Origin of the sequence: Nocardioides insulae DSM 17944 (assembly GCF_000422825.1) — a bacterium.
GTDB lineage: Bacteria > Actinomycetota > Actinomycetes > Propionibacteriales > Nocardioidaceae > Nocardioides > Nocardioides insulae.
Genome location: NZ_AUGU01000001.1, coordinates 24,632 through 39,560, shown reverse-complemented (window position 1 = coordinate 39,560; position 14,929 = coordinate 24,632). Strand labels below are relative to the sequence as shown.

The 14,929-nt window shown below is 71.6% G+C and carries 15 protein-coding genes; 9 read left to right on the top strand and 6 right to left on the bottom strand.

The window, feature by feature from the left end; genetic code table 11:
- Positions 1 to 6: 6 nt before the first annotated feature.
- From G515_RS18695 to G515_RS0100180, 4 genes are all read right to left on the bottom strand, one after another.
- Entirely contained in the window at positions 7 to 1,242 is a 1,236-nt protein-coding gene (locus tag G515_RS18695; protein ID WP_036553551.1) for an NAD(P)/FAD-dependent oxidoreductase, read from the bottom strand.
- A gap of 133 nt (positions 1,243 to 1,375) precedes the next feature.
- Positions 1,376 to 2,602, bottom strand: a complete 1,227-nt coding sequence (locus tag G515_RS0100190) for an MBL fold metallo-hydrolase (RefSeq protein ID WP_028658511.1) — start codon at positions 2,600 to 2,602, stop codon at positions 1,376 to 1,378.
- 37 nt (positions 2,603 to 2,639) lie between these two features.
- On the bottom strand, positions 2,640 to 3,878 hold the full coding sequence (locus G515_RS0100185) for an MFS transporter (RefSeq protein WP_036553547.1): 1,239 nt from the start codon (positions 3,876 to 3,878) through the stop codon (positions 2,640 to 2,642).
- Positions 3,879 to 4,023: 145 nt separating this feature from the next.
- On the bottom strand, positions 4,024 to 4,956 hold the full coding sequence (locus G515_RS0100180; RefSeq protein ID WP_028658509.1) for a LysR family transcriptional regulator: 933 nt from the start codon (positions 4,954 to 4,956) through the stop codon (positions 4,024 to 4,026).
- A gap of 131 nt (positions 4,957 to 5,087) precedes the next feature.
- Here G515_RS0100180 and G515_RS0100175 point away from each other — a divergent pair, with 131 nt between their 5' ends.
- From G515_RS0100175 to G515_RS0100150, 6 genes are all read left to right on the top strand, one after another.
- Positions 5,088 to 6,215: an FAD-dependent monooxygenase gene (locus G515_RS0100175; RefSeq protein ID WP_028658508.1), complete on the top strand. Its 1,128-nt coding sequence runs from the start codon at positions 5,088 to 5,090 to the stop codon at positions 6,213 to 6,215.
- A 43-nt stretch (positions 6,216 to 6,258) separates the two neighbouring features.
- On the top strand, positions 6,259 to 7,239 hold the full coding sequence (locus G515_RS0100170) for a VOC family protein (protein ID WP_051217677.1): 981 nt from the start codon (positions 6,259 to 6,261) through the stop codon (positions 7,237 to 7,239).
- Between the two features lie 136 nt (positions 7,240 to 7,375).
- The gene (locus G515_RS0100165) at positions 7,376 to 8,380 is read left to right on the top strand and encodes a fumarylacetoacetate hydrolase family protein (protein WP_028658506.1); all 1,005 of its coding nucleotides are present in this window, start codon (positions 7,376 to 7,378) and stop codon (positions 8,378 to 8,380) included.
- On the top strand, positions 8,377 to 9,108 hold the full coding sequence (locus G515_RS0100160) for an SDR family NAD(P)-dependent oxidoreductase (RefSeq protein ID WP_028658505.1): 732 nt from the start codon (positions 8,377 to 8,379) through the stop codon (positions 9,106 to 9,108). The genes G515_RS0100165 and G515_RS0100160 overlap by 4 nt, the downstream gene beginning before the upstream one ends.
- Before the next feature lie 45 nt (positions 9,109 to 9,153).
- Positions 9,154 to 10,350 (top strand): alpha/beta hydrolase family protein, encoded by a 1,197-nt coding sequence (locus G515_RS0100155; protein ID WP_028658504.1) that lies wholly within the window; start codon positions 9,154 to 9,156, stop codon positions 10,348 to 10,350.
- Entirely contained in the window at positions 10,347 to 11,339 is a 993-nt protein-coding gene (locus tag G515_RS0100150) for a cyclase family protein (RefSeq protein WP_028658503.1), read from the top strand. The genes G515_RS0100155 and G515_RS0100150 overlap by 4 nt, the downstream gene beginning before the upstream one ends.
- 108 nt (positions 11,340 to 11,447) lie before the next feature.
- On the opposite strand, the gene G515_RS0100145 is transcribed toward G515_RS0100150, so the two are convergent.
- Positions 11,448 to 11,816: a hypothetical protein gene (locus G515_RS0100145; RefSeq protein WP_028658502.1), complete on the bottom strand. Its 369-nt coding sequence runs from the start codon at positions 11,814 to 11,816 to the stop codon at positions 11,448 to 11,450.
- A 145-nt stretch (positions 11,817 to 11,961) separates the two neighbouring features.
- On the opposite strand from G515_RS0100145, the gene G515_RS0100140 reads away from it, so the two are divergent.
- From G515_RS0100140 to G515_RS0100130, 3 genes are read left to right on the top strand one after another with little or no spacing between them, the layout of a single operon-like run.
- On the top strand, positions 11,962 to 12,630 hold the full coding sequence (locus tag G515_RS0100140) for a GAP family protein (RefSeq protein ID WP_028658501.1): 669 nt from the start codon (positions 11,962 to 11,964) through the stop codon (positions 12,628 to 12,630).
- Between the two features lie 35 nt (positions 12,631 to 12,665).
- Positions 12,666 to 13,178, top strand: coding sequence for a mycothiol transferase (locus tag G515_RS0100135; RefSeq protein WP_028658500.1), 513 nt, complete (start codon positions 12,666 to 12,668; stop codon positions 13,176 to 13,178).
- 13 nt (positions 13,179 to 13,191) lie between these two features.
- Positions 13,192 to 13,677 (top strand): TspO/MBR family protein, encoded by a 486-nt coding sequence (locus G515_RS0100130; protein WP_028658499.1) that lies wholly within the window; start codon positions 13,192 to 13,194, stop codon positions 13,675 to 13,677.
- Positions 13,678 to 13,722: 45 nt separating this feature from the next.
- On the opposite strand, the gene G515_RS0100125 is transcribed toward G515_RS0100130, so the two are convergent.
- Positions 13,723 to 14,919: a cytochrome P450 gene (locus tag G515_RS0100125; protein ID WP_028658498.1), complete on the bottom strand. Its 1,197-nt coding sequence runs from the start codon at positions 14,917 to 14,919 to the stop codon at positions 13,723 to 13,725.
- Positions 14,920 to 14,929: the final 10 nt, after the last annotated feature.

Below are 14,929 nucleotides of genomic sequence, written 5' to 3'. Positions count from 1 at the left end.
CGGGTCTCACCCCAACCGGGAGGCGAGATCGCCCAGGGTGACCTCCGGGTCGGTGGTGCCCTCGGGGGCGGGGCCGCCGACCAGGGCACGCAGGTCGTCGATGGCGTCCCAGTCGTTGGCGTGCATGCCGGCCACGATGACCCCGTCCTTGATCCACAGCGCGCTCAGGCCGGCGACCAGGTCGTCCCCTCGGATCGCCACCTCGTCGTAGCCGTCGGGGCCGACGCTGCCGACGTACTCGATACCCATGTCGTACTGATCGGTGAAGAAGTAGGGCAGTCGCTCGTACGGCGCCCCCTGGCCCAGCATCGCCCGCGCGGCCGCGCGGCCCTGGTGGATCGCGGTGTCCCAGTGCTCCACCCGGATCCGGCGACCGAGCACCGGGTGGTCGTGGTTGGCGACGTCGCCGGCGGCGAAGATCCGCGGGTCGCTGGTGCGCAGGGACGCGTCGACCAGGACGCCGTCCTCGACCGCGAGACCGGCAGCGCGGGCGAGCCGGTCGTCGGGGGCCACCCCGATCCCGACCGCGATCAGGTCGGGTCGCACGGTGTCGCCGTCGCTGAGCATGACCGCGCCGTCCGCCAGGGCCTCCTGCACGGTGACGCCGAGGCGCAGGTCGACGTCGTGGCTGCGGTGCAGGGCGGCGAAGTACGGCGCAACCTCCGGTCCGAGCACCTTGAGCAGGGGTTGATCGGCGGGGTCGACCACGGTGACCCGGATCCCGGCCTGGCGGGCGGCGGAGGCGATCTCCAGGCCGATCCAGCCGGCGCCGACGATCAGCAGGTGGCCGTCGGTCGCACCCACCAGCCAGCCCCGCAGGGCGACCGACTCCTCCAGGATCCGCAGGTAGGTGACCGGCAGATGGTGGGCGTCCAGCTCGGGCAGGCGGCGGGGCACCGACCCGGTCGCCAGCAGCAGCCGGTCATAGGCCAGATGGGTGTCGCCGAGCAGCACCTGCCCCGCGGCCGGGTCGAGCCCGGTGACGGCCGTGCCGGTGAACAGCGACACGTCGTGATCGGCGTACCACTGCGTCTCGAGCACCTGCGCGGACTCGGCCTCGGCGGTGCCGAGCAGGATCCCCTTGGACAGCGGCGGGCGCTCGTAGGGCGGGTGCGGCTCGGCCGCGACGAGACTGATCGGCCCGTCGTGACCGGCCTCGCGCAACTCCCGCACGGCACTGGCGCCGGCCAGGCCGCCACCCACCACGACGATGCTCGGACTGGAACCGTTCTCGGTCGTCATGGCAGCCAGCCTGCCCGGTGCGGCCCCCGCTGAACAGGGTCCGCCGCGCCGAGTGGGCCCCATCCCGCCGAACCGTCCCGGATTCCACCCCGCGCTGGAACCCCTGGGCCGGCCCGGCGGTCGGGGCCGAAGCTCACGCCCTCCAGCGGGCCCGGCCGACACCGATCTCGAGCAGGTCCTCGCCGATGACGAGTTCGCCGGAGAAGCCGCGCTGCGCCTTCCGCCAGGTCGAGGTGGGTGCCGTCCCCGGCACCATGTGGGTCAGGGCGAGGGTGCCGACCCCCGCGGGCTCGGCAACGTCGCGACCGACCTGCTCGATGGTGGTGTGCGAGATCAGCAGGTGCTCGCGCACCGACTCGGCCGTGCCGGGCGGCAGCGAGGCCGTGAGTTGGTCGACGAACGCCGGGTCGATGACCTCGTGCACCAGCACGTCGGCGCCGCGGGCCAGATCGATCAGGTTCTGGCTCACGCAGGTGTCGCCGGAGACCACCACCGAACCGTCGGGGGTGTCGAACCGGAAGCCGTAGGCCGGCGCGGTGGGCCGGTGGTCGACGAGGGTGGCGGTGACCTTGACGTCACCGTCCTCCCACACCCGGATCGGCGCATCCAGCCGGGGCGGGATGCCCTGCGGGTCGACGGTCCACAGGCCCGAGTGGTCGATGTCGTGCACCTGGAAGAGCGAATCGGGGTCGGGGAAGTTGCTGTCCCGCAGCCGGTCGTTGAAGTCCTGGGCGAAGGCGTTGCGCAGGTGCCGGGTCATGGACGAGATCCCCGGCGTCGGGTCCTCCGGGTTGACCAGCGCCGGTGCCGGGCGGGTCGGCGGGTAGACCCGGGTGAGGGTGTCGCGCGACCCCGGCCCGAAGACCTGGATCGGGTCGCCCGCACGCTCGACGATGTTCATCGACCCGGTCGCGTACACCGCCGGCCAGTCGACGGTGTGGTCGCTGTGCAGGTGGGTGAAGAAGATGCCGCGCACCCAGGACAGGCTCGACCCGAGCCCGGTGTCCGGTGCCAACCCGCTCTGCTCCAACCGGTTGAACGAACCGACGCCGAGGTCGACGACGTACACCTTGTCCTCGTAGACGATGGCGGTCGAGACCCCGTGCCGGTCGGGATCGACCAGCGCCGGGCCGCCCGCCGTACCCAGCATCACGACCCGGGTACGACGTCCGGCACCGCCGGGCACCTTGCCCCTGCCCTGTTCGAGCCGACCGCGCCGACCGGGCGAGGCAGCGGCCGGCGCGGCACCGGCGACACCCGCCGCCGCGATGCCCGCGGCACCGAGTCCCGCCATCGACAGCAGTCGACGACGGTCGGTCTTGGGGACCGAGGCGACGGCCTGGTTGAGGACATGACACATGAGGGGGCCTTTCGGGTCGGGAGTCGGTGAGGGAGGCTCAGGCTGCGACGGCGGTGCGCCGGGTCAGGAGCCGCCGGGTGAGCACGGCCATGACCAGGGCCACCACGCCGACGAGGATCAGCGCGCCGCCCAGTCCGCCGACCGCCGCGGTGAGGGCGACGATGAGCAGCGGGCAGATGAACTCGCCGAGGAACAGTGCGGCGGTCCACATCCCGGTGCCGCGGCCGCGGTCCTCGAAGGTGAGACCGGACAGCGCCCAGGTGAGCAGGGTCGGGAGCATCAGGCCGGTGCCGGCGGAGGCGATGATCGCGCCCGCCACGATCACCGGCAGCGCCTCGGTGAGACCGACCAGCGCCAGTCCCACGCCGGCCAGGGCGAACGCGGTGGGCAGCAGGACCGCCGTACCGCGCTGCGAGATCCGACCGAAGGTGAAGGCGCCGACCGCGGTGGCCAGCGAGGCGATCGCGGTGACCGCGCCGATCGCGGGCACGGCGGTGATGCCGATCTCGTCGAGCACGTAGGGCAGTTCCACGATCGGGGTGTAGAAGACGATGCCACCGAAGAGGGTCACCGCGGCCGGCACCAGCACCCGGTTCCACGGGAACGGCGGCAGCTCGTGCTTGGCGGCCGCGCCGGCCTTGTGCCCCTCGGCATGCGGCTGCCAGAGCAGGGTCGCGGCCAACACCGCGAAGATCAGGCTGGAGGCGTAGAGCCAGAACGGCGTGCGCCAGCTGTGCGCGCCCAGCGCACCGCCGAGGGCGAAGAAGAGGGTCGCAGAGACGGAGGCGAAGACCGTCTGCAGACCCAGCCAGCGGTCCCGCTCGCTGCCGGAGAAGTAGTCGGCGATCAGGGTGGTGCAGCAGGTCATGATCGCGGCCTCGGCGATGCCGACTCCGATGCGGCTGAGCACGATCGGGACCAGCCCGTCCAGCCAGATCGGGGCGGTGCCGAAGGCGGCGTACACGACCAGTCCGATCACCAGCAGCCGCTTGCGGCCGAACTTGTCCACGAACCCGCCGGCGAAGGGGGCCAGCAGACCCACCATCAGCGCCGGTGCGGTCAGGGTCAGCGGCACCAGCGCGGTGGCCTGGGCACCGTCGCCGAAGTGGTCCTGCATCGTCGGCAGGATCGGCGCCAGCAGCACCGCGCCCAGGATGGGAAGGCAGCTGATGAACATCAGCAGGAAGCCCTGGGTGCGCCCGGCTCGGGGCTGGGCACCAGGGCGGGAGGAGACGGCAGCAGCGGTGTTCGCTGACGTCAGAGGGTCGATTGGCATGGCGTTCTCCCGCGATGAGCCCGAGATGTTCACAGTGATCTGAGCGTGACGGCAGTCACGCACCGGAACAGCGTGCGGATCCGCACTGGGATGCGGAAGCGAATCTCACCGATACCGAGGTATCAGCCTCATGGATAAGCGCAGGTCAGGGCCGGAATCGCTGCTCCACGAGGCGCCCGGCCTCGGTCATCATCTCGCGCAGCCAGGCGTGCGCCGGGTCCGACCGGTAGATCGGGTGCCACCAGAACGCCTCCTTGAGCGGCGTCACCTCCCAGGGGCAGGGCAGCAGTCGTACGCCGGCGGCGTCGGCCAGCCGCACCGCGAGCTGCCGCTGGAGCAGCGCCACCCGGCGGGTGCCGGCCACCAGGTAGGGCACCGGCAGGAAGTTCTCGGTGACCACCTGGACCTCCGGCTCGAAGCCCAGCATGCTGAACTGCCGGGCGGCCGGGGTATACGCCGTCGGCGCATGGTGGGTGAGCACCCAGGGCATCTCGGCAAGCCGCTCCAGACTGATCCGGGCACCCACCTCGTCGTTGTCCGCCGACACCAGCAGCACCCAACTGTCGGTGTAGACCGGCGTCGAGGGCAGGTCTGCCAGGAAGCCGTGCGGGAGCACCATCCCGTCGACCACCCGCAGTGACTCGGGTGCTTCGTCGACCGAGGCATGGGTCTGGGCGGCGAACCGGAGCCGGGCGTGCGGCGCCGCGCGGGCCATCAGGGTGGCGAGATGGTCGCCCAGCACGCTCGCGGAGTAGTCCGAGGCGATGATGCTGAACTCGCGGGTGGTCGTGGCCGGATCGAAGGCGGGCGCGGCCTCGAACACCCGGCGTACTCCCGCCAGCGCACCTGCCGAGGCGGCCCGCAGTTGCACCGCCAGCGGGGAGAGGTCGTAGCGGTTGCCGATGCGCACCAGCAGTTCGTCGCCGAAGTGCCTGCGGAGGCGGCGCAGGGCCGCGGAGACCGCAGGCTGACTGAGCCCGAGCCGCTCGGCCGCACGGGTGACGTTGCGCTCCTCCAGGAGCGCATCGAGTGCGGGCAGGAGGTTGAGGTCGAGGTTGCGCAGGGGGTCCGCAGCCATGGACGAATGCTAGCGCGGCATTCACCGGACGGATACCGACCATCGGCGATCGGGTCTTCCCTGATAGTGCGTGCGCGGCGACAGTGGTAGCCGTCACAGCCCCTGTCCCCTACCCCGCCCGGAGGTCGCTGATGCCCGCCGTACGTTCCGTTCTCGTGATCGGCGCGGGTGCCGCCGGCACCGCGACCGCGATCCGCCTCGCCGAGGCCGGCGTCTCGGTCGACCTGGTCGAGGCCAAGCCGGACGTCTCCGCGCTCGGCTCCGGGATCACCCTGCAGGGCAACGCCCTGCGCGTCCTGGAGCAGCTCGGCGTGTGGGAGCAGGTCGAGGCGGAGGGCTACGGCTACGACACCCTCGGCCTACGCGCCCCCGACCCGGCCGGCACCCTGATCGTGGAGCTGACCGAGGACCGCACCGGCGGCCCCGACCTGCCCGCCACGATGGGGATGTACCGCCCCACCCTCGCCCGGATCCTCGCCGACCGGGCCAGCGACGCGGGCGCCAAGCTCCGCTTCGGCCTCACCGCCACCGGCCTCGAGCAGGACGCCGACGGCGTCACGGTGAGCTTCGCCGACGGTTCGACCGGACGGTACGACGTCGTGGTCGGCGCCGACGGGATCGGCTCGTGGACCCGGGCCCAGATCGGCATCGAGACCCGGCCGGAGCCGGTCGGCATGGGCATCTGGCGGGCCTTCACCGCCCGGCCGGACTCGGTGACGCGCACCGACCTGGTCTACGGCGGGCCGTCGTACATCGCGGGCTACTGCCCCACCTCCGAGGACAGCCTCTACGCCTACATCGTCGAGCCCGCCCAGGACCGCACCGGCCTCACCCCCGAGGAGGGCCTCACGGTGATGCGGGAACTCTCCGAGGGCTACCACGGGCCCTGGGACGAGATCCGCGCCCACCTCACCGTGCCCGACCGGGTCAACCACACCCACTTCGAGAGCCACGTCGTGGACGGCGCGTGGAACCGCGGCCGGGTCGTGATCATCGGCGACGCCGCGCACAGCTGCCCCCCGACCCTGGCCCAGGGTGCGGCCCAGGCACTCGAGGACGCCGTCGTCCTGGCCGAACTGCTGACCACCCACGACACCCTCGACCACGTCTGGCCGGCGCTCACCGACCGCCGCCTCCCCCGCGCGAAGGCCGTCGTCGAGGCCTCCCTCCAGCTGTGCCGGTGGCTGCTGGATCACGAACAGGGCGACGTGCCCGGCCTGATGGGCCGGATCGCTGCCCTCGTCTCCGAGCCCGCCTGACCTCTCGTACTGAACCACCCAAGGACCACCGAAGGACCACCCCATGACCCAGTCATCACTCGTCTCCGAGTCCCCGCTTTGGGCGCCGAGCGAGCGCCTCATCACCCACCTTCGCCACGTCGACCTGGCCGTGCCGGACTACGACAAGCAGCTGAAGTTCTACACCGAGACCTGGGGTCTGTCGGCCGAGACGACCGACACGGGGATCTCATTCCTGGCTGCGGAGGGCTCGCCCGAGCAGTACTCGGTGCGGCTGCGGAAGTCGGACCAGAAGCGGCTCGACCTGGTCGCCTTCGGCGCCGCCTCGCCGGCCGATGTGGACGCGATGGCCGCCCGGCTGATCGCCTCCGGCGTCCAGCTCGTGACCGAACCCGGCATCATGAACACCCCCGGCGGCGGCTACGGCTTCCGCTTCTTCGACAACGACGGCCGCACCCTCGAGGTCTCCTGCGACGTCGCGGTGCGCAAGCACCGCAAGGTCGAGGAGGGCGAGTCGATCCCGGTCAAGCTCTCCCACGTCGTACTCAACTCGCCGAACCCCGAGCAGACCGTGGCGTTCTACCAGCGCCACCTCGGCTTCGCGCTCTCCGACACCCTGGGCCACCCGCACATGGGCGAGGTGATGTGGTTCCTGCGCACCAACTCCTTCCACCACTCCATCGCGATCGCCCGCGGACCGCACGTGGCGCTGCACCACGCGTCCTTCGAGCTGCGCGGCCTCGACGAGTACATGCGCGGCACCGGCCGACTGCTGCGGGCCGGCACCGAGAAGATCTGGGGCCCGGGCCGACACCTGGCCGGCAACAACACCTTCTCCTACTTCCTCGACCCGCACGGCAACACCATCGAGTACACGACCGAGCTCGAGGAGCTCGACGAGGACACCTGGCACCCCCACCTATACGACTTCTCCGACCCGGAGGTCACCGACCAGTGGGGCACCGCCAACCCGATGGACGAACTGGTCGCCAGCCAGTCCTTCAACGACCCCGACAAGGGCTGCTTCGTCGCGCCCCCGGTCTGACCCGCCCGAGTCACTCGCGACCCATCCGTCACCGCGCCCAGGGGAAAGGTGCACTTGCTGGCCGATGTTCGGCCTGGAAACGCACCTTTCCCCGGTGAACCGGTGAAACGTCCACCCCCACCACCCAAGGAGCCCGATGAAACTCGCCACCTACCTCGCCCCCGGGACCGCCAACCCGCGGGTGGGCGTGGTCCGCGTCGAAGAGGGGCTGATCCACCCGCTTCCGGCGGGGATGGACATGCGCAGCCTGATCGACGGGGGCAGGGTCAACCTGGACCGTCTCGCCACCAAGGCGCTCGCGGTCGAGGGCCGGCCGCTGGCCGACGTACGGCTGCTTCCTCCGCTGGTGCCCGCGTCGGTGCGAGACTTCGTGGCCTTCGAGGAGCACGTGCAGGGTGTACGCCGCTCGGTGGACGGCGTCGCCGGCGTACCGGACGCCTGGTACGACGCGCCGACGTTCTACTTCACCAACCCGCACGCGATCATCGGTCCCGAGGACGAGGCGGTCTTCCCGGCCGCCTGCCAGGCTAGGGACTTCGAGCTCGAGGTCGCGGTCGTGGTGGGCGGCGAGGGCCGCTCGGTGTCGGTGGACGCGGCGCGGGACCTGGTCTTCGGCTACACCCTGTTCAACGACTGGTCCGCCCGAGACCTGCAGGGCCGTGAGATGCAGGTCAACCTCGGCCCGGCCAAGGGCAAGGACTTCTCCACCACGCTCGGCCCGTGGATCGTCACGGCCGACGAACTCGAGCCTTACCGCGACGCGGACGGGTTCCTCGACCTGGCCTGCCGGGTCACGATCAACGGCGAGGAGATCGGCAGCGACCTGTTGTCCAACATCGGGTGGACCTTCGAGACGATGATCGCCTATGCCTCCCGCGACAGCCGGGTGGTGGCCGGCGACGTGCTGGGGTCGGGCACCGTCGGCAACGGCGGCTGCCTCGGCGAACTCTGGGGCCTGCGCGGCACCCAGGACCCGCCGCCGCTCCAGCCCGGCGACGTGGTCACGATCGAGGTCGAGGGCATCGGCTCCGTGACGAACACCGTGGCCGTGGCCGACCCCGCCCCCGCGCTCCCGCCGGTGCGACGCCGCGACCAGGCGGCCGCGCGCGCGGCCCGAGCGGACCGGAAGGTCGACGCGTGACCCGACTCCGAGGACGAACCGTCGTCGTGACCGGTGCCGCCTCCGGCATCGGCGCAGCAGTGGTCGAGGCGGTGCACCGCGAGGGCGGTACGCCGATCGCGGTCGACCGCGAGCCCGGCGACGGTGTTCGGCCGCTCGACGTCACCGACGGTGGAGCCTGGGCCGACCTGGCCACCGAGCTCACCGCCGTCCACGGCCTGGTCAACTGCGCCGGCGTCACCTGGCGGGCGCGGGTCGGCGACCTGACCGCCGAGGCGATGCACGCGGTCTACGACGTCAACGTCGTCGGCCCGACCCTGGGCCTCCAGGCCCTCCTCCCGCTGATGGGGGCCGGCGCCTCGATCGTGAACGTCGGCTCGCTGGCCGCCCTCCAGGGCCACTACCCGGCGGCCTACACCACCAGCAAATGGGCCGTCCGCGGCCTGACCCACTCGGCTGCCCTGGAGCTGGGTGGGCGCGGCATCCGGGTCAACGCCGTGCACCCCGGCTTCATCGACACCCCGATGACCGCCTCCGCCCCGGACGTCTTCCGGGACGCCTCGGTGGCGGAGGCTCCCCTGGGTCGACCGGGAAGCCCCGCGGAGGTGGCCGCCGTGGTCGCCTTCCTGCTCTCCGATGAGGCGTCGTACGTGACCGGCGCCGAGATCCCCGTCGACGGCGGTGCCTCCTCCCATGCCGGCGCCAAGACAGTCAGCGACGCGCTGCGCCCGCACTACGTCGCACCCTGACCCGCCCACGCAAGACCAGCCCAACCACCAGTAAGAGGACAACAGATGTACGAGTACTTCCCCGGCAACTACGTGTGGAACCTGGGCGTCGTGGCGACCCTGAACTCCGGCGGGACCATCGACGAGGTGGACCGGGCCTGCCGGCCGCTGCGCGAGCTGGCCGCCCAGGGCTCAGACGTCGGCACCCGCGAGTTCATGGCCGCCTGGCGCGCCGTCGCCGACCAGCTCGAGGAGCAGGCGGTCGAGGCGGAGAAGGCCGGTCACCGGCGTACCGCCGGGCAGAAGTACTTCCGGGCCAGCGTCTATGTCTCCCAGGCCGAGCGGATGCAGAGCGCCAAGGACCCCAGCCGCAACGCGGAGTACCAGCGCAGTGTCGACCTGCTGGTGAAGAGCTTCGAGTTCATCGACCCCGCCAGCTCCAAGGTCGCGGTGCCCTACACCGAGAACGGCGTGGAGACCTCGCTGCCGGCGTACTTCCACAACGCCTCGACCGACGGCACCCCCGCCCCGGTGATGATCGTGTGGAACGGTCTGGACTCCACCAAGGAGATGATGCTCGGCTCCGACATCCACCACGAGCTCGCCGCCCGCGGCATCTCGACCCTGATGGTCGACTGCGGTGGTGCCGGCGAGGCGCTGCGGCTGCAGGGGCTGACCGCGCGGATCGACACCGAGGCCTGGGCGGCGGCCTGCATCGACTGGCTGGAGGCTCGCGAGGACGTCCGGGCGGACCGGATCGGCCTGGTCGGCTGGTCCCTGGGCGGCTACTACGCCCCGCGTGCGGCCGCCTTCGAGAAGCGGCTGGCCCTGTGCGTCGCCTGGGGCGCGAACCACAACTGGGGCGCGGTGCAGAAGCGCCGTCTCGACCGTGAGGGCGAGAACCCGGTGCCGCACTACTGGGACCACGTGCTGTGGGTGTGGGGCCAGCCCGACGTCGACACCTTCATCGACTTCGCCGAGGACATCCACCTCGACGGCGTGGTCGAGAAGATCACCGTGCCCTTCCTGATCGCGCACGGGGAGAACGACCGGCAGATCCCGCTCGAGTACGCCCACCGCAGCTACGACCAGGCGGTGAACAGCCCCAAGCGCCAGCTGCGTGTCTTCACCCCCGAGGAGGGCGCGACCGAGCACATCGGCCTCGACCACTTCCCGCACGTGGTCGGCTACATCTCCGACTGGGTGAGCGACACCTTCGCCGAGCTCGACGCCGGCACCCTGTCCGCGGGCGGTGTGGCATGAGCCCCGAGGAACTGGACCGCACCGACCCCGAGGGTGCGATCAAGGCCACCACCGACCGGGTCCGCAACTGGGGCCGCTGGGGCGAGGACGACGTGCTCGGCACGATGAACTTCCTCACCGACGAGTTACGCCGGGCGGCTGCCACGCTGGTCCGCACGGGGGCGTCGTACTCGCTCTCGCTGCCCTTCGACATGGACGGCCCGCAGAAGGGCTGGCGCCGGCGTACCAACCCGGTGCACACGATGCTCGACACCGGCACCGACGCGGTCGCCGGCATCCAGGGCTTCCCGCACGGGCTCGGTGGCGCGGACGACGTGATCGCGATGCCGCTGCAGTGCTCGACCCAGTGGGACGGCCTGGGTCACATCTTCGACCGCGGCCACGCCTGGAACGGCCGCCCGGCCGACCAGGTCGTCACCTCGCTCGGCGACGGCGTCACCGGGATCGAGACCGTGGCGGACGTGATCTCGGGTCGGGGTGTGCTGCTCGACGTGGGCCGCGCGGTCGGCGAGGACGGCGAACTCCCCGACGGCTTCGCGATCACCGAGGAGCACCTGCGCGCCACCATCGAGGCGCAGGGTCCCTCCTCCGCGGTCGGTACCGGCGACATCGTCCTGGTCCGCACCGGTCAGCTGACCCGCGCCCGTCGCGGCGTCGCCGCCGGCGAGGGCTGGGGCGAGTACGCCGGCGGCCCGGCCCCCGGCCTCTCCTTCACCACCGCCGACTGGCTGCACGACACCGAGATCGCCGCGATCGCCACCGACACCTGGGGCTTCGAGGTCCGGCCGAACGAGTTCGACGTCGCCTTCCAGCCCCTGCACCAGGTCGCGATCCCCAACATCGGTCTCTTCCTGGGCGAGATGTGGGACCTCGACGCGCTCGCCGAGGCGTCTGCGGAGGACGGTCGCTACGACTTCTTCCTCACCGCCGGTCCGCTGCGGGTCACCGGTGCGGTCGGGTCACCGGTCAACCCGATCGCGGTCCGCTGAGCCTCCACGCCATCGACCGGCCCGGCTGAGCACTCAGCCGGGCCGATCTGTCCGGATACCTCGGTCGACCCCGTCGACACCCCGGGCGCTCGTCGTCCGGTGCTCCCCTCAGACGGGGGCGCAGTCGTGCCCGCAACCGTCGTCGGGGACCGGCCCGTCCGCGTGCGAGCGCGGCCGGTGGAGTACGGCGGAGGCCGGTTCGACCCGCACGTCCTCGCCCTCGGGCCGAGCGGTGCCGTCGATGAGCAGGCTGTACCCCTTCGGTCGCAGCGGCGGGAACACCAGGGTCACGACGTCGTTGCCGGCCAGGTTGCTCAGGGTGCCGCGGCCGGGACCGGTGACGAGCAGCCGGGTGCCGTCGTACTCCGGATCGACCGTGACCACCTTGACCCGGCCATCGTTGGTCGTGAGCAGGTAGCCACTGCCGAAATCGGTCAGCGCGCTCTTCAGGTCATCGATCTGCACCGGGATGCTCATCCGGACAGTCCAGCACGGCGCGGCACCCGCCACCACCCCGGTCGGGCACTGGCAGGATGAGCGCCGAACTGGCCCGAGTCGTCGTTCGTGTGTCCTGGAGGAAGCATGTCGATCTGCCCTGACCCCGTGCGATCCGGGAGCTCACATGGGTGAGGCGATCGGCGATGTCCTCCCACTCGCGCTGGGTGTGGCGATCAGCCCGATCCCGGTCATCGCCGCGATCCTGATGCTGCTCTCGCCGAAGGCGAAGGTCACCAGCACCGGGTTCCTGCTCGGCTGGGTGGTCGGCATCGTGGTGGCGGTCACCGCCTTCACGTTGCTCTCCTCGCTCCTCCCGGAGGAGGACTCCGGCAGCCAACCGATCGCCGGCACCATCCAACTGGTGCTCGGCGCCCTGATGGTGGTGCTGGCCGCGGGTCAGTGGCGCAAACGGCCCGGCGCGGACGAGGAGCCCACGATGCCGGGCTGGATGCAGGCGATCGACAAGCTCGGGTTCCCGGCCGCCGTCGGGATCGGCTTCCTTCTCTCCGCGCTCAACCCCAAGAACCTCCTGCTCGGCGCGGGCGCGGGCCTCGACCTCGGCGCCGCGGCACTCGGCACCGGGTCGACGATCGTGGTGATCGCGATCTTCACCGTGATCGCCGCCTCGACCGTGGCCGTGCCGGTGATCGGCTACCTGCTGGCCGCAGACAAACTGCGCGGCGCCCTCGGCTCCCTGCGCGACTGGCTACAGCGCGAGAACGCCGTCATCATGGCGGTGCTGCTGGTCGTCATCGGCGTCTCCCTGGTGGGCAAGGGCCTGGGCCAGTTCTGAGACGGCCGGTGCGCCCCAGGCGTACGGTCGACGCCATGACTCCGGCAGAACTGCTGACCGACGGCTTCGACCGTGTCCTGGATGACCTCGAGCGGACCCTCGACGGCCTCACCGTCGACCAGCTCACCCACCGGGCGAGTGGCGAGGCCAACACGATCGCCTGGCTGGCCTGGCACCTGACCCGGGTGCAGGACGACCACATCGCCGACGTCGCCGGCAGGGAGCAGGTGTGGACCTCCCAGGGGTACGCCGACCGCTTCGCCCTACCGCTCGACGTCGGCGACACCGGCTTCGGCCACACCTCCGCTCAGGTCGCCGTCGTACGCGCGCCGGCCGCACTGCTGCTCGACTACTACCGTGCCACCCACGCCGAGACGCTGGCGTTCGTCGCCACCGTCGGCGAGGCCGACCTCGACCGGATCGTCGACACCCGCTGGGACCCGCCGGTGACGCTCGGTGTCCGGCTGGTCAGCGTCATGAACGACGACACCCAGCACGTCGGCCAGGCGGCGTACCTCCGCGGTCTGGTCGAGTCGGACCACCGCTGAGGGGATGCCCGGGATGAGCGCATCGACGTCCTCGACCAGGAAGCCGGCGGCGTGGCTCTCGCTGCTCCCGTTCCTGGCTGCCGTGGCTGCGGTATCGATCCTCGGCGGGCTGGCGGCCTCGGGATCGAGCCAGACCTATCGGAGCCTGGAACTGCCGCCGTTCGCGCCGCCGTCGTGGTTGTTCGGTCCGGTGTGGACCGTGCTCTACGTGATGATCGGCGTCGCGGGCTGGCTGGTCTGGCGCGCGGCCGGTGCCGGGCCGGGACTGTGGGCATGGATCGTCCAACTGCTGCTCAACCTGGCCTGGACCCCACTGTTCTTCGCCTCCGACCGGTACGGCTGGGCCTTGGTCGACATCGTGGTCCTGTGGGTGGCCGTCCTCGTCACGATGGTGCTCGCCTGGCCCGTCAGCCGGTCGGCGGCGTGGCTGCTGGCGCCCTACCTGGCCTGGGTGGGCTACGCGACCGCGCTCAACGCCGGGATCGTCGTGCTCAACTGAGCGCGCGATCGGCCTCCACCGGGCCCGCTGGGGCGCCGACCTCGCTCAGGCGGGGACCAGTCGCACGGGCAGCGAGGCCCAGGCACGCAGGGTGTTGTTGAGGTGGCGGCGGGACTCGCCGGCGGGCTCGATCGCCCGGACCCGCGAGGCGAGTGCGCGCAGGACGCACTCGGCCTCCAGCCGGGCGACGTGCTGGCCGACGCACTGGTGCAGCCCCATCCCGAAGCCGACGTGGCCGGACGGGTCGCGGGACAGGTCGAACCGGTCGGGGTCGGTCCAGCGGCGCGGGTCGCGGTTGGCCGACCCCAGGAACATCAGGATCTTCTCCCCCGCCGGGATCACCGCGTCGCCGAGCGGTACGTCGACGGTGGCCGTGCGGAAGAACGTCTGGACCGGGCTGGCCCACCTGATCGCCTCGTCGAAGGCCACCCGGGCGCGGCCCGGGTCGCGGCGCAACAACTCCCACTGATCGGGCGCGCTCAGGAAGCCGTCGATCACGGCGGCGAGCGCGTGCACGGTCGTGTCGACTCCGGCGGTCAGCAGCGATCGGACGATCAGCGGGGCCTGATCGTGCGTGATGTCGCCGCGGTCGGCGGCCTCCCAGATCCGGGCGCCGAACCCGTCCGGGGTCAGCCGGTCGCGTGCGCACTGCTCCCCCACCCATCCGGAGACCTCGGGCAGCCCGGCCTGGCCCTTCTCGACGAGATGGTTCGGCGGGCCGAAGGCGTTGAAGGCGTGGTCTCCGTAGGGCAGCAGGTGTTCGCGGCCGTCCGGGCCGAGCCCGACCGCGTCGGGGAAGACCCGCAGCGGGTACGCCTCGGCGAGGTCGGCGACGGCGTCGATGGTCCCCCGGTCCAGCAACGAGTCGACCAGGTCGTCGGCGGTCTGCTGCCACGACTCCCGGAGCCGGCGCAGCGAACGCGGAGCGAGGATCGGCTCGAGCACGTGCCGGGGGGCGTCGTGTCCCGGCGGGTCGGTCTCGAGGAGCAGGCTCGGCGGTCGCCACGGCTTCTCCCGGCGGAAGTTGCTCAGCCCGACGCCGGCTCCCGACTGGAACCGCTGCCAGTCGACCAGCGCTGCATGCACCTCGGCATAGCGACCCATCGCGTAGACGTCGTACCTCTCCAGGTGGACGACCTGGCCGGCCTCGCGGAGCTCGTGGTGGAAGGGCAGCGGGTCGGCGAGGACGTCGTCGCCGAACGGGTCGGTCGCGCTGGTAGGTACGGCGGTGGTGAGGGTCATCGGGGTCTCC